Annotated in this window: 18 protein-coding genes and 3 tRNA genes; 4 read left to right on the top strand and 17 right to left on the bottom strand. The window is 68.9% G+C overall.

Annotation, left to right across the window (positions count from 1 at the left end):
• Positions 1-13: 13 nt before the first annotated feature.
• On the top strand, positions 14-1378 hold the full coding sequence (locus BU52_RS36780) for a M48 family metalloprotease (RefSeq protein ID WP_037929509.1): 1365 nt from the start codon (positions 14-16) through the stop codon (positions 1376-1378).
• Between the two features lie 90 nt (positions 1379-1468).
• On the opposite strand, the gene BU52_RS06400 is transcribed toward BU52_RS36780, so the two are convergent.
• The 10 genes from BU52_RS06400 to BU52_RS06355 form a co-directional block, all read right to left on the bottom strand.
• Positions 1469-5368, bottom strand: a complete 3900-nt coding sequence (locus BU52_RS06400) for a DNA-directed RNA polymerase subunit beta' (RefSeq protein ID WP_037929507.1) — start codon at positions 5366-5368, stop codon at positions 1469-1471.
• 94 nt (positions 5369-5462) lie between these two features.
• The gene (gene rpoB, locus BU52_RS06395; RefSeq protein ID WP_037929505.1) at positions 5463-8948 is read right to left on the bottom strand and encodes a DNA-directed RNA polymerase subunit beta; all 3486 of its coding nucleotides are present in this window, start codon (positions 8946-8948) and stop codon (positions 5463-5465) included.
• Positions 8949-9546: 598 nt separating this feature from the next.
• A complete protein-coding gene (rplL, locus tag BU52_RS06390; RefSeq protein WP_037929503.1) occupies positions 9547-9933 on the bottom strand; it encodes a 50S ribosomal protein L7/L12 in 387 nt (128 codons plus the stop codon).
• 123 nt (positions 9934-10056) lie between these two features.
• A complete protein-coding gene (rplJ, locus tag BU52_RS06385) occupies positions 10057-10587 on the bottom strand; it encodes a 50S ribosomal protein L10 (protein WP_037929502.1) in 531 nt (176 codons plus the stop codon).
• A gap of 292 nt (positions 10588-10879) precedes the next feature.
• Positions 10880-11713 (bottom strand): LolA-like protein, encoded by an 834-nt coding sequence (locus tag BU52_RS06380; protein WP_037929500.1) that lies wholly within the window; start codon positions 11711-11713, stop codon positions 10880-10882.
• Between the two features lie 188 nt (positions 11714-11901).
• Positions 11902-12627 carry a 50S ribosomal protein L1 gene (gene rplA, locus BU52_RS06375; RefSeq protein WP_037929493.1) on the bottom strand — a complete coding sequence of 242 codons (726 nt, stop codon included), beginning with the start codon at positions 12625-12627 and terminating at the stop codon, positions 11902-11904.
• 82 nt (positions 12628-12709) lie between these two features.
• Positions 12710-13144: a 50S ribosomal protein L11 gene (gene rplK, locus BU52_RS06370; RefSeq protein ID WP_004927359.1), complete on the bottom strand. Its 435-nt coding sequence runs from the start codon at positions 13142-13144 to the stop codon at positions 12710-12712.
• A gap of 168 nt (positions 13145-13312) precedes the next feature.
• A complete protein-coding gene (gene nusG / locus BU52_RS06365) occupies positions 13313-14221 on the bottom strand; it encodes a transcription termination/antitermination protein NusG (protein WP_037929489.1) in 909 nt (302 codons plus the stop codon).
• Between the two features lie 80 nt (positions 14222-14301).
• Entirely contained in the window at positions 14302-14586 is a 285-nt protein-coding gene (secE, locus tag BU52_RS06360) for a preprotein translocase subunit SecE (protein WP_037929486.1), read from the bottom strand.
• A gap of 109 nt (positions 14587-14695) precedes the next feature.
• Positions 14696-14768: transfer RNA gene (locus BU52_RS06355), tRNA-Trp, on the bottom strand.
• A gap of 283 nt (positions 14769-15051) precedes the next feature.
• Between BU52_RS06355 and BU52_RS06350 the strand changes: the two genes are divergently transcribed.
• Together BU52_RS06350 and BU52_RS06345 are read left to right on the top strand one after the other, a co-directional pair.
• On the top strand, positions 15052-16278 hold the full coding sequence (locus tag BU52_RS06350) for a pyridoxal phosphate-dependent aminotransferase (RefSeq protein WP_037929483.1): 1227 nt from the start codon (positions 15052-15054) through the stop codon (positions 16276-16278).
• Positions 16279-16404: 126 nt separating this feature from the next.
• Positions 16405-17478: an adenosine deaminase gene (locus tag BU52_RS06345; protein ID WP_051857977.1), complete on the top strand. Its 1074-nt coding sequence runs from the start codon at positions 16405-16407 to the stop codon at positions 17476-17478.
• Here the strand turns inward: BU52_RS06345 and BU52_RS06340 are convergent.
• From BU52_RS06340 to BU52_RS06310, 7 genes are all read right to left on the bottom strand, one after another.
• On the bottom strand, positions 17423-18088 hold the full coding sequence (locus tag BU52_RS06340; RefSeq protein ID WP_327148491.1) for a hypothetical protein: 666 nt from the start codon (positions 18086-18088) through the stop codon (positions 17423-17425). The genes BU52_RS06345 and BU52_RS06340 overlap by 56 nt on opposite strands.
• Before the next feature lie 145 nt (positions 18089-18233).
• A complete protein-coding gene (locus BU52_RS06335) occupies positions 18234-19289 on the bottom strand; it encodes a UDP-N-acetylmuramate dehydrogenase (RefSeq protein WP_037929477.1) in 1056 nt (351 codons plus the stop codon).
• A gap of 54 nt (positions 19290-19343) precedes the next feature.
• Entirely contained in the window at positions 19344-19772 is a 429-nt protein-coding gene (locus BU52_RS06330) for a MaoC family dehydratase (RefSeq protein ID WP_037929761.1), read from the bottom strand.
• 8 nt (positions 19773-19780) lie between these two features.
• The gene (locus BU52_RS06325; RefSeq protein WP_037929473.1) at positions 19781-20233 is read right to left on the bottom strand and encodes a MaoC family dehydratase N-terminal domain-containing protein; all 453 of its coding nucleotides are present in this window, start codon (positions 20231-20233) and stop codon (positions 19781-19783) included.
• Positions 20234-20316: 83 nt separating this feature from the next.
• The gene (rpmG, locus tag BU52_RS06320) at positions 20317-20481 is read right to left on the bottom strand and encodes a 50S ribosomal protein L33 (RefSeq protein ID WP_003948671.1); all 165 of its coding nucleotides are present in this window, start codon (positions 20479-20481) and stop codon (positions 20317-20319) included.
• An 88-nt stretch (positions 20482-20569) separates the two neighbouring features.
• Positions 20570-20642: transfer RNA gene (locus BU52_RS06315), tRNA-Met, on the bottom strand.
• A 46-nt stretch (positions 20643-20688) separates the two neighbouring features.
• Positions 20689-20761: transfer RNA gene (locus BU52_RS06310), tRNA-Thr, on the bottom strand.
• Positions 20762-20967: 206 nt separating this feature from the next.
• On the opposite strand from BU52_RS06310, the gene BU52_RS06305 reads away from it, so the two are divergent.
• Positions 20968-22227 (top strand): amidohydrolase family protein, encoded by a 1260-nt coding sequence (locus tag BU52_RS06305; RefSeq protein ID WP_037929470.1) that lies wholly within the window; start codon positions 20968-20970, stop codon positions 22225-22227.
• Positions 22228-22241 lie beyond the last annotated feature (14 nt).

Raw genomic sequence — 22241 nt, 5'->3', positions numbered from 1 at the left:
CGAAGGACGCACCATGACCCAGCCCCCGCCGACCCCACCGGAGTACCCCGAGCCGACCGGTCGGCCGCACGAGCCGCAGACCGCGCAGGTCCCTCCGCGATACCCGGGGCCCCACCCCCAGCAGGCCGCACCCCAGCCCCCGCCCGGGGCCCGGCCCGGCATCCCTCAGCAGCCGTACCCGCACACACCGCAGTACCCGCCGCCCCACGCCCAGCAGACCGCTCCGCAGGCACCACCACCCCAGTACCCCTACCCCCCGCAGTACGCCCACGCCCCGCAGTACCCACAAGCCCCGCAGTACCCGACCGCCCCGCAGTACCCGACCACCCCGCAGTACCCCCACAGCACGACGGCCCCGCAGCCTCCCTACCCGCAGGCCGCCGCGCCGCCCGCGCCGCCCGCGCCGCCCGCGCCCGACTCCCCGCTGCACCCGCACCACATCAGCACCGACCGCGGCCGGGTCCACATCTCCGGGCAGCAGCGCCGCACCGACGCCACCGCCTTCGGCAATCTGCTCCTCTACCTGCCGAACTTCCTCTGCAGCCTCGTGGTCGTCGCCCTGATCTCGGTCCCGCTCGGCGGATTCGGCGTCCTGGTCGTCCTGGCCTGGCTGGCCAGCGGCGCGCTCGTGTTCCACCGGCCGACCGAAAGCGCCCTCGCGCGCCATCTGCTCCGTCTGCGCTACCCCACCCCTGCGGAAAGAGCCAAAATCGAGCCGGTCTGGCGCGAGGTCACCGCCCGCGCGGGCGTCGAGGGCCGGAACTACGAGCTGTGGGTCGAGGACAGCGACAGCCTCAACGCGGTCGCCGCGGCCGGGCACATCGTCGGGGTCACCCGGTTCGCCATGAACCAGCTGCCCAACGGCGAGCTGGCCGCCGTCCTGGCCCACGAGCTGGGCCACCACGTGGGCGGCCACGCCTGGTCCGGACTGCTCGGCTACTGGTACGCGCAGCCCGGCCGGATCGCCTGGCGGGTACTGCGCGCGGTCACCGGATTCATGTTCCGGGTGTCGCGGGTGTTCTCCTGCTTCGGCGTGCTGTTCTTCGGCCTGTTCGTCGGCGGCATCGCGCTCGCCACGATCAGCACCCTCTACGGCCTGCCGCTGCTGATCCTCGCCATGCCGTACGCGCTCGCCGCCGTCGGCCGCCGGTCCGAGCTGCGCGCCGACCAGCACGCCGCAGCGCTCGGCTTCGCCCCGATGCTGGCCGCCGTACTGGAGAAGCTGCACCACCAGGAGCAGCAGCAGACCGCCGCGCTGAGCGCGGCGAACGGAGGCGTGCCGGTCACCGAGACGCCGGTGAGCAAGCTCCTGTCCTCACACCCGGACTACTACACTCGGCTGCACCACCTGCAGCCGTACCTCCAGCCCACCCGCTGACGGCACCAGCCCCGGCCGACAGCGCGGCCCGGCACGCCGAGAGGCGGCCACCCCGTACGGAGTGACCGCCCCTCGGATCAAGCTGCTCGCTTACTGGTTGTACGGACCGTAGTCGTAGTCTTCCAGCGGAACGGCCTGGCCGGAGCCCGTGCCGAACGGCGAGTAGTCGATGTCGTCGTAGCCGACGGCCGAGTACATCGCGGCCTTGGCCTCCTCGGTCGGCTCGACCCGGATGTTGCGGTAGCGGGACAGGCCCGTACCGGCCGGGATGAGCTTACCGATGATGACGTTCTCCTTGAGGCCGATGAGGCTGTCGGACTTGGCGTTGATCGCCGCGTCCGTCAGCACTCGGGTCGTCTCCTGGAAGGAGGCGGCCGACAGCCAGGACTCCGTCGCCAGCGAGGCCTTGGTGATACCCATCAGCTGCGGACGACCGGAGGCCGGGTGACCGCCCTCCTGGACCACACGACGGTTCTCGGTCTCGAACTTCGAGCGCTCGACCAGCTCGCCGGGCAGCAGCTCGGCGTCGCCCGACTCGATGATCGTCACACGGCGCAGCATCTGCCGGATGATGATCTCGATGTGCTTGTCGTGGATCGACACACCCTGCGAGTTGTAGACCTTCTGGACCTCGCCGACCAGGTGGACCTGGACGGCACGCTGACCCAGGATGCGCAGCACGTCGTGCGGGTTGGTGGCACCCACGGTGAGCTGCTGGCCCACCTCGACGTGCTCGCCCTCGGAGACCAGGACCTTGGCGCGCTTGGAGATCGGGTACGCCGTCTCGTCGCTGCCGTCGTCCGGGGTGACCACGAGCTTCTTGGTCTTCTCGGTCTCCTCGATCCGCACGCGGCCGGAGGCCTCGGAGATCGGGGCGACACCCTTCGGCGTACGGGCCTCGAAGAGCTCGACGACACGGGGCAGACCCTGGGTGATGTCGTCACCGGCCACACCACCGGTGTGGAAGGTACGCATCGTCAGCTGGGTGCCGGGCTCACCGATGGACTGGGCGGCGATGATGCCGACCGCCTCACCGATGTCGACCAGCTTGCCCGTGGCCAGCGAACGGCCGTAGCACATCGCGCAGGTGCCGACGGCGGACTCGCAGGTCAGGACCGAGCGGGTCTTGACCTCCTCGACGCCGCGGGAGACGAGCTCCTCGATGAGGACGTCGCCCAGGTCGGTGCCGGCCGGGGCCAGCACCTGGCCGTCGACCACGATGTCCTCGGCGAGGCAGCGCGCGTACACGGACGTCTCGACGTCGCCTTCCTTGCGCAGCACGCCGTCCGCGCCCCGGCTCGCGATCTTGAGACGCAGACCGCGGTCGGTGCCGCAGTCCTCCTCGCGAATGATGACGTCCTGGGAGACGTCGACCAGACGACGGGTGAGGTAACCCGAGTCGGCGGTACGCAGAGCGGTGTCCGCCAGACCCTTACGGGCACCGTGCGTGGAGATGAAGTACTCCAGCACGGACAGACCCTCACGGAACGAGGCCTTGATGGGCCGCGGGATCGTCTCGTTCTTCGCGTTCGACACCAGACCACGCATACCGGCGATCTGACGCATCTGCATCATGTTGCCTCGTGCACCCGAGTTCACCATCATGAAGATCGGGTTGGTCTTCGGGAAGTTGTCGTTCATCGCCTCGGCGACCTCGTTGGTCGCCTTGGTCCAGATCGCGATGAGCTCCTGCGTGCGCTCGTCCTTGGTGATCAGACCGCGCTCGTACTGCTTCTGGACCTTCTCGTCCTGCGCCTCGTAACCGCGGACGATCTCCTTCTTCGCCTCGGGAACGACGACGTCGGAGATGGCGACGGTGACGCCGGAACGGGTGGCCCAGTAGAAGCCGGAAGCCTTCAGGTTGTCGAGCGTCGCCGCCACGATGACCTTCGGGTAGCGCTCGGCGAGGTCGTTGACGATCTCGGAGAGCTGCTTCTTGCCGACCTCGTAGTCGACGAACGGGTAGTCCTCGGGCAGCAGCTCGTTGAAGAGCGCACGGCCCAGCGTGGTGTTCAGCCGGAAGCTGTCACCCTGCTGCCACTCGGGCTCACCCTCCTCGCGCGCCGGCGGGGTCCAGCCGCGCGGCGGGATGGTGCCGACCGGGAAGCGGACGTCGATCCTCGACTGGAGCGACAGCTCGCCCGCGTCGAAGGCCATGATCGCTTCCGCGACCGAGGCGAAGGAACGGCCCTCACCCTTGAGGTCGCGCATCTCGCCGTCGGTGGTGAGGAAGAACAGACCGAGGACCATGTCCTGGGTCGGCATGGTCACCGGACGGCCGTCGGCCGGCTTCAGGATGTTGTTCGAGGACAGCATCAGGATGCGGGCCTCGGCCTGCGCCTCCGCGGACAGCGGCAGGTGCACGGCCATCTGGTCACCGTCGAAGTCCGCGTTGAACGCGGTGCAGACGAGCGGGTGGATCTGGATGGCCTTGCCCTCGACGAGCTGCGGCTCGAAGGCCTGGATGCCGAGGCGGTGCAGCGTGGGCGCACGGTTCAGCAGCACCGGGTGCTCGGCGATGACCTCTTCGAGGACGTCGTACACCACGGTGCGGCCGCGCTCGACCATGCGCTTGGCCGACTTGATGTTCTGCGCGTGGTTCAGGTCGACCAGGCGCTTCATCACGAACGGCTTGAACAGCTCCAGCGCCATCGCCTTCGGCAGACCGCACTGGTGCAGCTTCAGCTGCGGACCGACGACGATCACGGAACGCGCCGAGTAGTCGACACGCTTGCCGAGCAGGTTCTGACGGAAGCGGCCCTGCTTGCCCTTGAGCATGTCGGACAGCGACTTCAGCGGACGGTTGCCGGGGCCCGTCACCGGGCGGCCGCGACGGCCGTTGTCGAAGAGCGCGTCCACGGCCTCCTGGAGCATGCGCTTCTCGTTGTTCACGATGATCTCGGGCGCGCCGAGGTCGAGAAGCCGCTTCAGGCGGTTGTTGCGGTTGATGACGCGGCGGTACAGGTCGTTCAGGTCCGAGGTCGCGAAGCGGCCACCGTCGAGCTGCACCATCGGACGCAGGTCCGGCGGGATGACCGGCACGCAGTCGAGCACCATGCCCTTGGGGCTGTTGGACGTCTGCAGGAACGCGGAGACGACCTTCAGGCGCTTGAGCGCACGGGTCTTCTTCTGGCCCTTGCCGGTGCGGATGATCTCGCGGAGCTTCTCGGCCTCCTCGTCCAGGTCGAAGGACTCCAGGCGCTTCTGCAGCGCCGCGGCACCCATCGAACCGTCGAAGTACGTGCCGAAGCGGTCGCGCAGCTCGCGGTAGAGCAGTTCGTCGCCCTCGAGGTCCTGGACCTTGAGGTTCTTGAACCGGTTCCACACCTCGTCGAGGCGGTCGATCTCGCGCTGCGCGCGGTCGCGCAGCTGCTTCATCTCACGCTCGGCACCCTCGCGCACCTTGCGGCGCACGTCGGCCTTGGCGCCCTCCGCCTCCAGCTCGGCCAGGTCGGTCTCGAGCTTCTTGGCGCGGGCCTCGAGGTCGGCGTCGCGGCGGTTCTCGATCTGCTGGCGCTCGACGGAGACATGGGCCTCCAGCGAGGGCAGGTCGCGGGTGCGGCGCTCCTCGTCGACGTACGTGATCATGTACGCCGCGAAGTAGATGACCTTCTCCAGGTCCTTCGGGGCGAGGTCGAGCAGGTAGCCCAGCCGCGACGGAACACCCTTGAAGTACCAGATGTGCGTGACGGGCGCCGCCAGCTCGATGTGGCCCATCCGCTCACGGCGCACCTTGGCGCGCGTGACCTCGACGCCACAGCGCTCACAGATGATGCCCTTGAAGCGGACGCGCTTGTACTTGCCGCAGTAGCACTCCCAGTCCCGGGTCGGACCGAAGATCTTCTCGCAGAAGAGTCCGTCCTTTTCGGGCTTGAGGGTGCGGTAGTTGATGGTCTCGGGCTTCTTGACCTCGCCGTGGCTCCACTGACGGATGTCGTCAGCGGTGGCCAGACCGATCCGGAGCTCGTCGAAGAAGTTGACGTCGAGCACTATGCGTCAATCCCTCTCAGGGTTGTAAGTCATGGGGTCTGAAACGGGGGTCCTGGGGCCGGCGGCCTTCACGGGGAAGGCCGCCGGACTCCCGTCAGACCTCTTCGACGCTGCTCGGCTCGCGCCGGGACAGGTCGATGCCAAGCTCCTCCGCTGCGCGGAAGACGTCCTCGTCGGTGTCGCGCATCTCGATGGACATGCCGTCCGAGGACAGCACCTCCACGTTCAGGCACAGGGACTGCATCTCCTTGATGAGCACCTTGAAGGACTCGGGGATGCCGGGCTCGGGGATGTTCTCGCCCTTGACGATGGCCTCGTAGACCTTCACGCGGCCGGTGACGTCGTCGGACTTGATGGTCAGCAGCTCCTGGAGCGCGTAGGCGGCGCCGTACGCCTCGAGTGCCCACACCTCCATCTCGCCGAACCGCTGGCCACCGAACTGAGCCTTACCACCCAGCGGCTGCTGGGTGATCATGGAGTACGGACCGGTCGAACGCGCGTGCAGCTTGTCGTCGACCAGGTGGTGCAGCTTCAGGATGTACATGTAACCGACGGAGATCGGGTCCGGGAACGGCTCACCCGAGCGGCCGTCGAACAGCCGCGCCTTGCCGGACGGAAGCACCATGCGCTCGCCGTCGCGGTTCGGGATGGTGTGCTGGAGGAGGCCCGCGAGCTCGTCCTCGCGCGCACCGTCGAACACCGGGGTGGCGACGTTGGTACCGGGCTCGACCTGGTCGGCGCCGATGGCCTGGAGTCGCTCGGCCCACTCCTCCGCGAGGCCGGAGACGTCCCAGCCCCGGCTGGCGAGCCAGCCCAGGTGGATCTCCAGGACCTGTCCCGGGTTCATTCGGGACGGCACACCCAGCGGGTTGAGGATGATGTCGACCGGGGTCCCGTCCTCGAGGAACGGCATGTCCTCGATGGGCAGGATCTTCGAGATGACGCCCTTGTTGCCGTGGCGGCCGGCGAGCTTGTCACCGTCGGTGATCTTGCGCTTCTGCGCGACGTAGACGCGCACCAGCTGGTTCACACCGGGGGGAAGCTCGTCGCCCTCCTCGCGGTCGAAGACGCGCACACCGATGACCTTGCCGGTCTCGCCGTGCGGCACCTTCAGCGAGGTGTCGCGGACCTCACGGGCCTTCTCACCGAAGATCGCGCGCAGCAGACGCTCCTCGGGGGTCAGCTCGGTCTCACCCTTGGGCGTGACCTTGCCGACGAGGATGTCACCGGCGATGACCTCGGCACCGATACGGATGATGCCGCGCTCGTCGAGGTCGGCGAGGACCTCCTCGGAGACGTTCGGGATGTCCCGCGTGATCTCCTCGGGGCCGAGCTTGGTGTCACGGGCGTCGACCTCGTGCTCCTCGATGTGGATCGAGGAGAGGACGTCGTCCTGCACGAGGCGCTGCGACAGGATGATCGCGTCCTCGTAGTTGTGACCCTCCCACGGCATGAACGCGACCAGCAGGTTCTTGCCGAGCGCCATCTCGCCGTTCTGGGTGGCCGGACCGTCGGCGAGGACCTGGCCCTCGATGATCCGGTCGCCCTCGGCGACGATGACCTTCTGGTTGACCGAGGTTCCCTGGTTCGACCGGGAGAACTTGGCGAGGCGGTACGTGATGTACGTGCCGTCGTCGTTGGCGGTGGTGATGTAGTCCGCGGAGACCTCCTGGACCACACCCGCCTTCTCGGCCTTGACCACGTCGCCGGCGTCGACGGCGGAGCGGTACTCCATGCCGGTGCCGACGAGCGGGGACTCGCTCTTGATGAGCGGCACGGCCTGGCGCATCATGTTCGCGCCCATGAGGGCACGGTTGGCGTCGTCGTGCTCGAGGAACGGGATCATGGCGGTCGCGACCGACACCATCTGGCGCGGCGAGACGTCCATGTAGTCGACGTCGTCGCCGGGGACGTAGTCGACCTCGCCGCCGCGGCGGCGGACCAGGATGCGGTTCTCGACGAAGCGCATCTCGTCGTTGAGCGGCGCGTTGGCCTGCGCGATGACGAAGCGGTCCTCCTCGTCGGCGGTCAGGTAGTCCACCTCGTCGGTGACCTGGCCGTCGACGACCTTGCGGTACGGCGTCTCGATGAAGCCGAACGGGTTGATCCGCCCGTAGGAGGCGAGCGAACCGATCAGACCGATGTTCGGGCCTTCCGGCGTCTCGATCGGGCACATGCGGCCGTAGTGCGAGGGGTGCACGTCACGGACCTCGAAGCCGGCCCGCTCACGGGACAGACCACCCGGGCCGAGGGCGTTCAGACGACGCTTGTGCGTCAGCCCCGACAGCGGGTTGTTCTGGTCCATGAACTGGGACAGCTGGCTGGTGCCGAAGAACTCCTTGATGGAGGCGACGACCGGCCGGATGTTGATCAGCGTCTGCGGCGTGATCGCCTCGACGTCCTGGGTGGTCATGCGCTCGCGCACGACGCGCTCCATACGGGCGAGACCCGTACGGACCTGGTTCTGGATCAGCTCGCCGACGTTGCGGATACGACGGTTGCCGAAGTGGTCGATGTCGTCGGTCTCGACGATGATCGAACGCCCGGACTCGCCGACCGTCTCGGTCTCACCGGCGTGCAGCTTCACCAGGTACTTGATGGTGGCGATGATGTCGTCGGTGGTGAGCACGCCGGCGTCCAGCGGCTCGTCCCCGCCGAGCTTCTTGTTCACCTTGTAGCGGCCGACCTTGGCGAGGTCGTAGCGCTTGGGGTTGAAGTACAGGTTCTCGAGCAGCGTCTGCGCGGCCTCACGCGTGGGGGGCTCGCCCGGACGGAGCTTGCGGTAGATGTCGAGCAGCGCGTCGTCCTGGCCCTGGGTGTGGTCCTTCTCCAGGGTGGCGCGCATGGACTCGTACTCGCCGAACTCCTCGAGGATCTGCTCGGTGGTCCAGCCGAGCGCCTTCAGGAGGACGGTGACGGACTGCTTGCGCTTGCGGTCGATGCGCACACCGACCATGTCGCGCTTGTCGATCTCCATCTCCAGCCAGGCACCCCGGGAGGGGATGATCTTGGCGGAGAAGATGTCCTTGTCGGAGGTCTTGTCGATGGAGGAGTCGAAGTAGACGCCGGGCGAGCGGACCAGCTGGGACACCACGACACGCTCGGTGCCGTTGATGACGAAGGTGCCCTTGTTCGTCATGAGCGGGAAGTCGCCCATGAAGACGGTCTGGGACTTGATCTCGCCGGTCTCGTTGTTGGTGAACTCAGCCGTGACGAAGAGCGGGGCCGCGTACGTGAAGTCGCGCTCCTTGCACTCGTCGATGGAGTTCTTCGGCGGCTCGAAGCGGTGGTCGCGGAAGGTCAGGGACATCGACCCGGAGAAGTCCTCGATCGGGGAGATCTCTTCGAAGATCTCCTCCAGACCGGACTTGGTGGGGACGTCCTGCCCGTTCTCGAGAGCCTCCTCGACCCGACTCTGCCAGGCGGTGTTTCCGAGCAGCCAGTCGAAGCTCTCGGTCTGCAGCGCGAGCAGGTTCGGAACCTCGAGAGGCTCCTTGATCTTTGCAAAGGAGATGCGCAGCGGGGCGGTGCTGGCGCCGTTGTTCGTATTCGCGGTCGAGGCGTTGCGCGAGGCGGCCAAGAGGGGGTCCTTCCGAGGGCTCGGACTCACTACGCGCGTACCGGCCCCCCACTGTGCACGGGGACAGATTCCTCGGATGTGGACAAAAGCCCAGGTCAGAGATCATCTGATCGTCGTGCTCGAGTGAGGGTATGCCCCTGGTGACGGGCAGGGGACAGCTAACAGGCAGCGCAAAGGGTCAGTGTAGCCACTTGGCACACTGATGTCCAGTTCGGTGTACGAGACCGGGTGGAGGCCCTCGTTGTTCTCATCTCCTGCGACAAGGCGCTGCCCTCAACGCACCGTGATACTGCCCTCTTTGCCGTCGATCCATGCCTCGGATTCGGATCCTTGTGACGACGCGTCCTGAGAATTGCGCGCTGCGTGCGGTTCGTCAAGGCCCCCCTTGCCACGACCGTCTGCCGCGAGGCGATTCTTCGCGGCCTGTGGAGGCACAACGAAGATCACCATACCCCCCGCCGTCCCGGGTGCAAGGCAGCCGCTGCAGGACCCCCCGAGACGCCGAGGAGCGACCACCCGGATGGATGATCGCTCCTCGGTGCTTGAGCGTTACACGTCCCGAGGGACGCGGTGCGGATCCTGCCGGACCCGCGAGGTCTTACTTGACCTCGACGGAGGCGCCGGCGCCCTTGAGGGACTCGGCGGCCTTCTCGGCGGCGTCCTTGGCGACCTTCTCGAGGACCGGCTTCGGGGCGCCGTCCACGAGGTCCTTGGCCTCCTTCAGACCCAGGGAGGTCAGCTCACGCACGACCTTGATGACCTGGATCTTCTTGTCGCCGGCACCGGTGAGGATGACGTCGAACTCGTCCTTCTCCTCCTCGGCCGGGGCAGCGGCACCCGGGGCGCCCGGGGCGGCGACGGCGGCGACGGCCGCGGCGGCGGTGACGTCGAACTTCTCCTCGAAGGCCTTCACGAACTCGGAGAGCTCGATGAGGGTCATCTCCTCGAACTGGGCGAGCAGGTCTTCCTGGCTGAGCTTCGCCATGATGGCGGTCCTTCCACTAATTCGGCAGGTGCCGGATGTACGGGGTGAGGCGGGCGTACGTCGGGCCCGCATCGACCCTCACCTCATGTGGTTCATGCGGCGAGGATCGGAAAGCGAGCCGAATTACTCGGCACCGCCCTGCTCGTCCTGCTTGGCACGGAGCGCGTCCACGGTGCGGACGAGCTTCGAGGGGAGCGCCTGGAAGAGCTGAGCAGTCTGCGTCTGCTTGCCCTTGAAAGCGCCCGCCAGCTTGGCGAGCAGAACCTCGCGGGACTCGAGGTCCGCAAGCTTCTTGATCTCGTCGGCGGACATCGCCTTGCCGTCAAGGACACCGCCCTTGATGACGAGATTCGGGTTGTCCTTGGCGAAGTCACGAAGACCCTTCGCCGACTCCACCGGGTCACCGGTGACGAAGGCGACTGCCGTCGGACCGTTGAACAGGTCGTCCAGCGTCGTGATCCCGGCCTCGTTGGCCGCAATCTTGGTCAGCGTGTTCTTCACCACGGCGTACTGGGCGTTCTCACCGAGCGAACGGCGCAGCTGCTTGAGCTGGGCCACGGTGAGACCGCGGTACTCGGTCAGCACGGCAGCGCTGGAGTTGCGGAACTGATCCGTCAACTCGGCAACCGCGGCAGCCTTGTCGGGCCTCGCCATAGAGCCTCGGCCTCCTTCCGGGTGATTCGGACCGCGCGGACCCGAAGGAGGACTGGGGAAAACGAAACGCCCCGGGCGCAGGCGCACGGGGCGAAGCTCAACCGGCATTCGCCTGCTCGAGGCGACGAACTCCGGGAACTCTTCCACTGACACCTGCGCGGGTCGTCCGCAGTTCAGCGGATCCTTCGGCCACCGCACCCTCGGATGAGCGCACGGCAACGACCAGCGGTCTTTGGCTTCAGAAGGAGATTACGGGAACGGATCGCCGGGAAGCAAATCCGTTCCCCGGTGATCAGCTCTCCTCGGCCCCCTGCATCAACTCGGCCAGGTCGACGATGTCCTTGGCCGGCGGGGCCTCGACCGTCACCGGCTTGTTGACGTCGAGGAACTTGATGGTCATGTCCAGCGGGCCGTTGGTGGCCTCGCCGCGCATCCGGAACTGCTTGGTGCGGTCCTCGCCGTCGATCCAGGCGTCCATCGTGAACGTCTCGACGCCCATCTTCTCGTACTGCTGGATGCTCTTCTCGCCGCGCTCGGCGGCTTTGGCGTCCTTCTTCTTGAGCTCGGCGCGCAGGTCGTCGAGGGTGACGGTGCCCGAGTAGCGGGTGGTCTCGACGCCGTCGACCGTCTCGGTGCCGACCCTCTTCACGTCGTCGGCGCCGGTGAGGAACGTGGACTCGGTCGCCGGGTTCTGCTCGGCCTGGCCGCCGGCGCCCAGCTCGTTCATCTCCTGGTCGGCGCCGAGCGCGGCCAGGTCGAACTTCATCCAGTTCTTGCCGTCCATCTCCTTGGCCATCTCGGCGCCGCCGATGTACATGGCCTTGTCGACGAGCCGGATCTCGGCGGAACCCTCGGAGCCCTTGTCCAGCGCCGTGATCTCCATGCTCATGGCCAGGTCGGGCTTGACCCGCATCGACGCCTCGGCCTTGACGCGGCCCTGCTCCGGCAGCTTGCCGGTCATCGTGTACCGGAAGGAGGTGATCTCCTCGGACTTCTTCGCCGCCTTGGCCACGGCGGCGGCCGGCGACATGGCGGGCGTCTCGGAGTCCGAGTCGCCCGAACAGCCGACCGCGCCCGCGGCGAGCAGAAGTGCGGCAAGTCCGGCGGCAGGTACGGACGTTCTCATGGAATCCCCCCAAGTCATCGGTTCCCCCCAAGGAACACAAGGCTGGTGCACAGCAGAAATCGCAGACTATCCCACCGCTGTGACAGTGGCGTTCGAATACTTCTGGGGCACGTGACCCGGCCGAAAAGGGACGAGCCCCGCACCTGTTCAGGTGCGGGGCCCGTGACCGGTTGGGGTGAGCCGTGGGCTCAGACCGCGGCCGGGTCCTCCTCGACGAGGAGGTTGCGGGTGCGGTTCGGGTCGAGCGGGATGCCGGGGCCCATCGTGGTGCTGATGGCGGCCTTCTTGATGTAGCGACCCTTGGCGGCGGACGGCTTCAGACGGAGGATCTCCTCCAGCGCGGCGCCGTAGTTCTCCACCAGCTTGGTGTCGTCGAAGGACGACTTGCCGATGATGAAGTGCAGGTTCGCGTGCTTGTCGACACGGAACTCGATCTTGCCGCCCTTGATGTCGTTGACGGCCTTGGTGACGTCCGGGGTCACGGTGCCGGTCTTGGGGTTCGGCATCAGACCACGGGGACCGAGCACGCGGCCGAGACGGCCGACCTTGCCCATGAGGTCCGGGGTGGCGACGACGGCGTCGAAGTCCAGACGGCCCTTCGACACCTCGTCGATCAGTTCGTCGGCGCCGACGATGTCGGCGCCCGCGGCACGTGCGGCCTCGGCACGGTCACCGGTCGCGAAGACCAGGACCCGGGCGGTCTTGCCGGTGCCGTGCGGGAGGTTCACGGTGCCACGGACCATCTGGTCGGCCTTGCGCGGGTCGACACCCAGACGGAAGGCGACCTCGACGGTGCCGTCGAACTTGGTCGTGGACGTCTCCTTGGCGAGACGGACGGCCTCGAGCGGGGCGTACAGCTTCTCCCGGTCGATCTTGGCGTCCGCAGCGCGGAGAGACTTGCTGCGCTTGCTCACTGAAAGCTCCTGTGGAATCTGAGGAGTCGTGGTCCGGGCCGAGCAGGCCCTGCCACTACTGCTTGGCTTACGGGGGTGGAGGTCAGCCCTCGACCGTGACGCCCATGGAACGGGCGGTGCCGGCGATGATCTTCTCGGCGGCGTCCAGGTCGTTGGCGTTGAGGTCGGGCATCTTCGTGGTGGCGATCTCACGGACCTGGTCACGCGTGATCTTCGCGACCTTGGTCTTGTGCGGCTCGCCGGAGCCCTTCTCCACGCCCGCGGCCTTGAGGATCATCTTGGCGGCCGGCGGGGTCTTGGTGACGAAGGTGAAGGAACGGTCCTCGTAGACCGTGATCTCCACCGGGATGACCCAACCGCGCTGCGACTCGGTCGCGGCGTTGTAGGCCTTGCAGAACTCCATGATGTTGACGCCGTGCTGGCCCAGCGCGGGGCCGACCGGCGGGGCCGGGTTGGCGGCACCGGCCTGGATCTGGAGCTTGATGAGCCCCGTGACCTTCTTCTTCTTGGGAGGCATGGCTCTCCGGGTCCTTTCGATTCGGGTCCTGCCCACGTCATGGGGACAACCCGGACGCAGGCATACCGCACAACGATAACGGGTATAGATGCGCGGCCAAAAACCGAGCAGGTCAGCCGAGTGCGCGAGCGCTCGGCTGACCTGCGCGGAAGCTGTGCGCCAGAAGAACTAGTTCTTCTGGATCTGGTCGAAGGAGAGCTCGACCGGCGTCTCGCGGCCGAAGATCTCCACCAGGCCCTTGACCTTCTTGGAGTCGGGGTTGATCTCGTTGATGGTCGCCTGGAGCGTGGCGAACGGGCCGTCGGTGACGGTGACCGAGTCGCCGACCTCGAAGTCCAGCACCTGGACCTCGACCTTGCGCTGCGGCGCCGGCTTGCCCTCGGCCTCGGCGGCCTCGCGGGCGGCCTTCTCCTCGGCCTCCGGGGCGAGCATCTTCACGATCTCGTCCAGCGTCAGCGGGTACGGGTCGTAGGCGTTGCCCACGAAGCCGGTGACACCGGGGGTGTTGCGGACGACGCCCCAGGACTCGTTCGTCAGGTCCATGCGGACCAGGACGTAACCCGGGAGCTTGTTCTGCTTGATCGTCTTGCGGTCGCCGTTCTTGATCTGGACGACCTCTTCCTGCGGCACCTCGGCCTGGAAGATGTAGTCCTCGACGTTCAGCGAGACGGCGCGCTGCTCCAGGTTGGTCTTCACCCGGTTCTCGTAGCCCGCGTAGGTGTGGATGACGTACCACTCGCCGGGGAGGGTCCGCAGTTCCTCACGGAGCTTCTCGACCGGGTCGCGGTCGTCCTCGGGCTCTTCGGCCTCCTCGGCCGCTTCGACGGCCTCGGTGGTCTCATCGGCCTCGGCCGTCTCGTCCGTCTCGGCCGTCTCGTCCGTCTCGGCGGTCTCGTCCGTCTCGGCGGTCTCGTCCGTCTCGGCGGTCTCGTCCGCGGTGCTGCCGGCAGCCTCGGCCTCGGCGGAGGCCTCGGTGTCCTCGACGTCCACGCCCTCGACGGCGGCGCGCGCGTCCTCGGCGGACTCGGCCCCTTCGCCGTACGGCTGGGCGGCGTCGTTCACGTTCGGGTCAGACACGGTGGCTGCTTCTTCCTGGATACATAGGGGTGGAACATGCGAAAGGAGCGCCGGGTACCTCGGCGCTCTTCGCTCGGGGATCAGCCGAAGACGTACTTGGCGGCGTTGCTGAGGCCATAGTCGATCAGGGTGATCAGGCCGATCATCACGACCACGAAGATGATCACGGCGGTCGTGTACGACGTCAGCTGGTTGCGGGTCGGCCAGACGACCTTGCGCAGCTCCGCCACGATCTGACGGTAGAAGAGCGCGAGGCGCCTCAGCGGACCCTTCTTGGCCCGCTTGCCGCCCTTGCGGGTCTTCTTGGAGTCCGGCGCCTCGTCCTGGGCATCAGGCATGTCGATGGAGCCCACGGCGTCCGTCACTCGTCCTCACCTGATTCCGGGTCGTGGCCGTGCCGCGCCCGGTCTGAGCCCGCACGGCGGTGCATTGCTGTACGTACATGCGCACACATCCTGGCGATGGTGTGTGTAGCAGGGCCGGAGGGACTTGAACCCCCAACCGCTGGTTTTGGAGACCAGTGCTCTACCAATTGAGCTACGACCCTTTGTGTGTCCCCCAACGTACCGCATACGACCGGGTGCTTGGTGTGCACCGGCTGAGTGCGGGCCGCTGATGGCCAACGAGGTGAGAGTGTACGTGCTCCTGGGCCGGGCGTCGAACAGAAAGTGCCCGGGACGGACCGCCCGGGCGGCGCAGTGGCGGAAGATCGTCCTGGCCACGCGGCCACCACGGGGTGGATCCGGACTGGTGTCCAGTGGTTTGCCCGGTCATGTTCAGTCCGTGAAACCCCCGTGCCCCGCGGGTTTCCGGTCTGGAACGATGGGTCCATGAGCGCTGCAACCCCTCCCACCGAGCGCCGGGTCTCCGCCCGAGTCGGCGCGATCTCCGAGTCCGCCACCCTCGCCGTGGACGCCAAGGCCAAGGCCCTGAAGGCCGCCGGGCGACCGGTGATCGGCTTCGGCGCCGGTGAGCCCGACTTCCCGACGCCCGACTACATCGTCGAGGCCGCGATCGAGGCCTGCAAGAACCCGAAGTACCACCGCTACACACCGGCCGGCGGACTGCCCGAGCTGAAGTCCGCGATCGCCGCGAAGACGCTGCGCGACTCCGGCTACGAGGTCGACCCGTCGCAGATCCTCGTCACCAACGGCGGCAAGCAGGCCATCTACGAGGCCTTCGCCGCGATCCTCGACCCGGGCGACGAGGTCATCGTCCCGGCGCCGTACTGGACGACGTACCCCGAGTCGATCCGGCTGGCCGGCGGTGTCCCGGTCGAGGTCGTCGCCGACGAGACCACGGGCTACCGCGTGAGCGTGGAGCAGCTGGAGGCGGCCCGCACCGAGAAGACGAAGGTCGTCCTCTTCGTCTCCCCGTCGAACCCGACCGGCGCCGTCTACAGCGAGGCCGAGACCGAGGCCATCGGCCGCTGGGCCGTGGAGCACGGGCTGTGGGTGCTGACGGACGAGATCTACGAGCACCTGGTCTACGGCGACGCCGTGTCGGTGTCCCTGCCCGCGCTGCTGCCCGAGCTGCGCGACAAGTGCATCGTGGTCAACGGTGTCGCGAAGACGTACGCGATGACGGGCTGGCGGGTCGGCTGGGTCATCGGCCCGAAGGACGTGGTCAAGGCCGCGACCAACCTCCAGTCGCACGCCACGTCCAACGTCTCCAACGTCGCCCAGGCCGCCGCCCTCGCCGCCGTCTCCGGCGACCTGGACGCGGTCGCGACCATGCGCGAGGCCTTCGACAGGCGACGGAAGACCGTCGTGCGGATGCTCAACGAGATCGACGGCGTGGTCTGCCCGGAGCCGGAGGGCGCCTTCTACGCCTACCCCTCGGTGAAGGCGCTGATCGGCAAGGAGATCCGCGGCAAGCGACCGCAGGACTCGGTCGAGCTGGCCGCGCTCATCCTGGAGGAGGCCGAGGTCGCGGTGGTCCCCGGTGAGGCGTTCGGCACCCCGGGCTATCTGCGGCTGTCGTACGCGCTGGGCGACGAGGACCTCGTCGAGGGCATGAGCCGGATCCAGAAGCTGCTCGCGGAGGCCCGGGACTGATCTCCTTCCCTCCCTCCCCCAGGGGCGCCCGGGTTCATCCCGGGCGCCCCTGTTCGTTTGTGCGAGCAAGACCACGAAGGGGGAAAGCCCTACCGGGACGGACGGGACGTGCGGCAGGATCCTGGAATGCTGAGCTTTCCAGGGGGGCACCCCCCGAACCCCCCGCGTGTACGTGATGTCTCTGAGCTGCCGAAAGCCCATCTGCACCTGCATTTCACCGGGTCCATGCGGCCCGCCACCCTGCTGGAGCTGGCCGACAAGTACGGGGTGCGCCTGCCCGAGGCGCTGACCGACGCGCTGACCAGCGGGGAGCCGCCGAGACTGCGGGCCACGGACGAACGCGGCTGGTTCCGTTTCCAGCGGCTGTACGACGCGGCGCGCTCGTGCCTGCGGGAGCCGGAGGACATCCAGCGGCTGGTGCGGGAGGCGGCGGAGGAGGACGTGCGCGACGGCTCGGGCTGGCTGGAGATCCAGGTGGACCCGACCTCGTACGCGCCCCGGCTGGGCGGGCTGATCCCGGCGCTGGAGATCATCCTGGACGCGGTGGACACGGCGATGCGGGACACCGGGATCGGGATGCGGGTGCTGGTGGCCGCCAACCGGATGAAGCATCCACTGGACGCCCGCACCCTGGCCCGGCTGGCGGTGCGGTACGCGGACCGGGGGGTGGTCGGGTTCGGGCTGTCCAACGACGAGCGGCGCGGGATGGCCCGCGACTTCGACCGGGCGTTCGCGATCGCACGGGACGGCGGGCTGCTGTCCGCCCCGCACGGCGGCGAGCTCGCGGGACCCGCGTCGGTCCGGGACTGCCTGGACGACCTGGAGGCGCACCGGATCGGGCACGGGGTGCGGGCGGCCGACGACCCGCGGCTGATGCAGCGGCTCGCCGACCGCCAGGTGACGTGCGAGGTGTGCCCGGCGTCGAACGTGGCGCTGGGGGTCTACGACAAGCCCGAGGACGTGCCTCTGCGCACCCTGTTCGAGGCGGGCGTGCCGCTCGCGCTGGGCGCGGACGACCCGCTGCTGTTCGGCTCCCGGCTGGCCGCGCAGTACGAGATCGCGCGGGTCCACCACGGGTTCACGGACGCGGAGCTCGCGGAGGTGGCCCGTCAGTCGGTGCGCGGTTCGGCGGCCCCGGAGGACGTCACGGAGAAGCTGCTCGCGGGGATCGACAACTGGCTGGCCGGCCCGGCGGCCTGAAGTGCCGGTGCGGCGGGTACGCCTGGAAGCCGATGTCCAGCTCGGGCCCCTGCCCCCGGGTCAGGGGCAGGAGCGGGGTGAGCGAGGTGACCAGCACGTCCCACCCTTTGGCGGCCCTCTTGTCGAGCGGTCCGAAACCGGCCGCAAGCTCCAGGCGCACGGACGCGGAGGCGAAGGTGTCCCGCGCGCCGAACAGGAAGAGCGTCCGGGCGTGGACGGCGGGGCGGATCCGGTCGGCCCTCGCGAGCCGCTCCCAGCGCTGGTCCCAGCGCGCCTCCCAGGCGGCGGCGTGGCGCGCGGTGCGCCGCTCGTCGGTGCGGACGGTGCCCGGGGCGCCCCGGGTGAGCCCGCGCCGCAGGGCGGGCCACACGGAGGGCCGCAGTCCGAGTGACTGGTGGGCGAGCACCAGGTCGACGGGCACGCCCGGCGCGTACGCCCTGGGGGTGCCGTGCCGCAGCGGGATGTGGACGACCGTGTGCGGGGAGTGGGCCGCGAACGAGAGGAGCCCGGCGAGACGGGCCAGTCCGTCGTGGTCCCCGACCAGGTAACCCCAGCCGCGCACCGGGTCGCTGAGTGTCGTGTGCCGCAGCGCGGGGCGCGGCTGGACCACCCGGAAGGCGTATGGCCCGGCACGCGGCCGGAACTCGCTGACCCTCAGCCGCACAGGAGCTTCCTCATGGACCTAGGGGTACTCGCCGCGCCGGGGCACCGGCAACCGAAATACCGCCCCCGCCCGCCCGGGCAGGCAGGCAGCGTCAGAGGCTGACTCCCACCGTGACCGGCTCGTTGACGAGGGTGATCCCGAAGGCGTCCCGGACCCCCGCGACCACTTCGCGGGCGAGTGCCAGGAGGTCCTCGGTGGTCGCGTCGCCGCGGTTGGTGAGGGCGAGGGTGTGCTTGGTGGAGATGCGGGCCGGGCCGTGGCCGTACCCCTTGGTGAAGCCGGCCTTGTCGATCAGCCAGGCCGCGGAGGTCTTGGTGCGGCCCTCGCCGGCGGGATAGGCGGGGGCCTCGACCCCGTCACCGAGCCGCTCCCGCACACGTGTGCGGAATGCGGCGAACGTCTCGTCGTCGAGGATCGGGTTGGTGAAGAAGGAACCGGCCGACCAGGTGTCGTGGTCGTCGGGGTCCAGGACCATGCCCTTGCCCGCCCGCAGCGCCAGGACCGTCTCGCGGGCCGTGGCCAGCGGCACCCGGTCGCCCGGGGCGACGCCGAGGGCGCGGGCCGTCTCGGCGTATCTGACGGGACCGGACAGGCCGCCCGCGTCCTCCAGGGCGAAGCGCACGCGCAGGACGACGTAGCGCTCGGGGTCGGACTTGAAACGGCTGTGGCGGTACGAGAAGGCACACTCCTCGTTGCTCAGGGTGACGGTCTCCCGGGCGCGGCGGTCGTAGGCGACGACCTCGGTGATGGTGGAGGAGACCTCCTGGCCGTACGCCCCGACGTTCTGGATGGGGGTGGCGCCCGCGGAGCCGGGGATGCCGGCCAGGCACTCGACACCGGCCAGGCCCGCCTCCACGGTGCGGGCGACGGCGTCGGTCCACACCTCGCCGGCCGCCAGCTCCAGGACGGTGCCGTCCAGGGTGAAGCCGCGGGTGGCGACGACGAGGGCGGTGCCGTCGAAGCCCTTGTCGCCGATGACCAGGTTGGAGCCGCCGCCGATGATCAGCAGCGGTGTGCCCCCGTCGTCGGCCTCGCGGACGACGGCGGTCACCTCGTCGTCGGTCGTCGCGGTGACCAGCCGGGTCGCGGGGCCGCCCAGCCGGAAGGTGGTCAGCGGGGCGAGGGGGGCGTCGTGGATTTCCTGCACGCGCTCAAGACTACGAGACGGCACCGACAGCCCCGCTCCCCCGGCCGGTCCGGGTCAGCCCAGCCGGACGACCGCCCGCGACATCCCCAGGACCTTCTGTCCCGCGTGGGTCGCGGTGAGGTCCACGCGGACCGTGTTGTCGTCGAGCTTGGCGGCGACCGTGCCGCTGACCTCGACGGTGGCGCCCCGGTCGTCGTTGGGCACGACGACCGGACGGGTGAAGCGGACGCCGTACTCGACGACCGCGCCGGGGTCGCCCACCCAGTCGGTCACCACGCGGATCGCCTCGGCCATGGTGAACATGCCGTGCGCGATCACGTCGGGCAGACCGACCTCCTTGGCGAACTTCTCGTTCCAGTGGATGGGGTTGAAGTCGCCGGAGGCGCCCGCGTACTGGACGAGGGTGGCCCGGGTCACGGGGAACGTCTGCGCGGGCAGCTCGGTGCCGACCTCGACGTCGGCATAGGAGATCTTCGCCGTCATGGTGTTCGTCACGCCTCCTCGGCCGGGCGGGCCACCAGCTTGGTCCAGGCGGTGACGACGTGTTCGCCGGCCTGGTCGTGCACCTCGCCGCGGATGTCCAGCACCTCGTTGCCGGCCATCGACCTGATCTTCTCGATGGTCGAGGTCACGGTCAGCCGGTCACCGGCGCGCACCGGCCGGCTGTACGCGAACTTCTGGTCGCCGTGCACGACGCGGCTGTAGTCGAGGCCGAGCTGCGGGTCGGCGACGACCTGGCCGGCGGCCTTGAAGGTGATCGAGAACACGAAGGTCGGCGGGGCGATCACCTCGGGGTGACCGAGCGCCTTGGCGGCTTCCGTGTCCGTGTACGCCGGGTTGGCGTCCCCCACGGCCTCGGCGAACTCACGGATCTTCTCCCGGCCCACCTCGTAGGGCTCGGTGGGCGGGTAGCTCCGCCCCACGAAGGACTGGTCGAGCGCCATGCGCGCGGCACCTCCTGTATCGGAACCGAAACGACACGAGGCCGCCCCCCGACTGGGGAGACGGCCTCGTGTACGAGCCTGTTTTATCGCGTCTCGCGGTGCGCGGTGTGCGCATTGCAACGCGGGCAGTGCTTCTTCATCTCAAGACGGTCCGGGTTGTTACGCCGGTTCTTCTTGGTGATGTAGTTCCGCTCCTTGCACTCCACGCAGGCCAGCGTGATCTTCGGGCGGACGTCGGTGGCAGCCACGTGAGTGCTCCTTGACGAACGGATTGACTGTATTAACGCAAGAAGAGTAGCCGATCGAAGGACCGACCCCGCAATCGGCTACTGTCTGTAGCGGTGACCGGACTTGAACCGGTGACACAGCGATTATGAGCCGCTTGCTCTACCGACTGAGCTACACCGCTTTGATGCGATCGGGCCCCGCCTCGCGACGGGAACCTCACGCACCAGAGCCCCAAAACGGAATCGAACCGTTGACCTTCTCCTTACCATGGAGACGCTCTGCCGACTGAGCTATTGGGGCGAGCGATGAAGACATTACACGGTCCGTCGCCGTTCGCCCAAATCCGTTTCGGTCCCCCGGCCCACGTCGTCCGCGGACCACGCCGGTACGACTATTGCGCTCCTCCCGGCGAGCGGCGGGCGGCCATCCTAGGCTCGACTCACTCTGCGTGATCTTGTCTCAGCGTGACGTGCGACCTCGTGCGCAGCCCGAGCCCCAGGAGCGCGATGCCCGAAAGCCAGCCGCAGCCACCGTCCGACCCGTGGCCCTCGCTCCCGGGTCCGGGTGCGGCCGACCCCGCCCCCCTCCTGCTGTGCGGCGCACGCCTCACCGACGGCCGCACCGTCGACGTACGGCTGGGCGGCGGGCGCATCGAGGCGGTCGGTACGGCCGGCAGCCTGGCGGCGGACGGCACGCGCGCGTGCGGCACCCGGGTCGACCTCACCGGCTACCTGCTCCTGCCGGCCCCCGCCGAGCCCCACGCCCACGCGGACACCGCGCTGTCCGCCGACGGCCCCGTCTCGTACGAGCCCCGGGACGTCCAGCGGCGGGCGACCGAGGCGGCGCTGCTGCAGCTCGGGCACGGCGCGACGGCGCTGCGGGCCCACGTGCGGGTGGGCGACCTGGCCGGCCTCGGCGCGCTGACCGCCGTCCTGCGGGCGGGGCGCTCGCTGCGCGGGCTGGCCGAGCTGACGACGGTGGCGATGCCGCGGGTGCTGACCGGGGTGGCCGGGGCGGACGGGCTCGCGGTGCTGCGGGACGCGATGAAGATGGGAGCCTCCGTGGTGGGCGGCTGTCCGGACCTCGACCCCGATCCCACGGGTTACGTGGAGGCGGTCCTGGAGGTCGCCTCCGAGCACGGCTGCCCCGTCGACCTGCACACGGACGCGGCCGATCCCGCCCGGCTGGCCCGGTTCGCGGCGATGGCGGGCGGGCTGCGTCCCGGGGTCGCCCTCGGCCCTTGCGGCGGTCTCGCCGGACTGCCGGCCGACCTGGCCGCCCGGACCGCGGACCGGCTCGCCGCTGCCGGCGTGACGGTGGTGTGTGTGCCGCAGGGCGGCTGCGGCGCCGCGGACGGCCGGGGCGCGGCACCGGTACGGCTGTTGCGCTCGGCGGGAGTGCGGGTGGCCGCCGGGAGCGGCGCCCTGCGGGACGTGTCGAACCCGGTGGGCCGCGGCGACCCGCTGGAGGCCGCCTATCTGCTGGCCTCGCACCAGGGACTGCCCGTGGAGGACGCCTATGCCGCGGTGAGCACGTCGGCGCGGGCGGTTCTGGGACTGCCCGAGGTGCGCGTCGAGGCGGGTTTCCCCGCCGAGTTGCTCGCGGTCCGCGGGGACGGGCTCCCGGGCGCGCTGTCACTGGCGTACAGCCGCATCGTGGTGCACGGGGGCCGGGTGGTGGCGCGGACCAGTGCGGTGCGGGAGTACTGCGATTCGTCGGGCACGGTGGGGCCGGGACTGCCCCGGCAGGGGCGCGGGTCCGCGTAGGCGGGGGAGCCGGC

It is taken from the genome of Streptomyces toyocaensis (assembly GCF_000725125.1).
GTDB lineage: Bacteria > Actinomycetota > Actinomycetes > Streptomycetales > Streptomycetaceae > Streptomyces > Streptomyces toyocaensis.
Note: the sequence above shows the minus strand (reverse complement) of the source record. Positions and strands in the feature narration are given on the sequence as shown.